Source organism: Enterobacter sp. E1 (assembly GCF_016809815.1).
GTDB classification, from domain to species: Bacteria; Pseudomonadota; Gammaproteobacteria; order Enterobacterales; family Enterobacteriaceae; genus Enterobacter; species Enterobacter adelaidei.
The window spans coordinates 1-1,221 of sequence record NZ_JAFBJM010000020.1 but is presented as its reverse complement, the minus strand read 5'-3'; the positions used below and the strand labels follow the sequence as shown (position 1 = coordinate 1,221).

At 53.8% G+C, this 1,221-nt stretch carries 1 protein-coding gene; it reads left to right on the top strand.

What is annotated here, in order from left to right; genetic code table 11:
• Window positions 1-71: 71 nt before the first annotated feature.
• A protein-coding gene (locus JGF26_RS22305) for an IS3 family transposase (RefSeq protein ID WP_134708787.1) occupies window positions 72-1,192 on the top strand; the annotation gives its coding sequence in 2 pieces (ribosomal slippage) (window positions 72-330 and window positions 330-1,192; 1,122 coding nt in all).
• The last annotated feature ends 29 nt before the right edge of the window (window positions 1,193-1,221 follow it).

The window sequence follows — 1,221 nt, the reverse complement described above, 5'->3', positions numbered from 1 at the left end:
TGACCTGCTCCCCGTTGATTAATACACCCCGATGTTAGTAATGTCTTCATAAGCCACATGAGGACATCCCCATGAAGAAGCGTTTTTCCGACGAACAGATCATCAGTATTCTTCGCGAAGCGGAAGCCGGAGTTTCTGCCCGTGAGCTCTGCCGTAAGCACGCCATTTCCGATGCCACTTTCTACACCTGGCGCAAGAAGTTTGGTGGCATGGAAGTTCCTGAGGTGAAGCGGCTTAAATCTCTTGAAGAGGAGAACGCCCGCCTCAAGAAGCTACTTGCCGAAGCCATGCTGGATAAGGAGGCACTTCAGGTGGCTCTGGGGCGAAAGTACTGACGACAGACCAGAAGCGGGAAGCCGTTGAGTTTATGTGTGATGCGACCGGTCTGTCGCAACGTCGTGCCTGCAGGCTTACAGGTTTGTCCCTGTCGACCTGCCGCTACGAGGCTCAGCGTCCGGCAGCTGATGCGCATTTATCAGGGCGCATCACTGAGCTGGCACTGGAGCGCAGGCGTTTTGGCTACCGCCGCATCTGGCAGCTGCTGCGTCGGGAGGGCCTTCACGTCAATCACAAGCGGGTATACCGTATTTACCACCTTAATGGACTGAGCGTAAAACGCAGACGACGCCGTAAAGGGCTGGCAACCGAACGGTTTCCGCTTCTGCGCCCGGATGCGCCGAACCTGACATGGTCGATGGATTTCGTTATGGACGCACTGGCCAACGGTCGGAGGATCAAGTGCCTGACCTGTGTGGATGATTTCACGAAGGAGTGTCTGACAATCACCGCTGCTTTCGGTATTTCAGGCGTTCAGGTCACGCGTATTCTGGACAGCATCGCGCTGTTTAGGGGCTATCCGGCGACAATAAGAACCGATCAGGGCCCGGAATTTGCCTGCCGCGCGCTCGATCAATGGGCCTTTGAGCATGGTGTGGAACTACGGCTTATCCAGCCAGGTAAGCCAACGCAGAACGGATTTATTGAGAGTTTTAACGGACGCTTTCGCGATGAGTGTCTGAATGAACACTGGTTCAGCGATATTCTTCATGCCCGGAAAACGATTAATGACTGGCGGCAGGATTATAACGAGTGCCGTCCCCATTCATCGCTGGATTACCAGACACCAGCTGAATTCGCAACGGACTGGCGAAACAGGAAATATGAAGAAAAACCAACCGACATTACTAACTGAAGGTTGTATCTAATCCTGGGGGCAGGTCA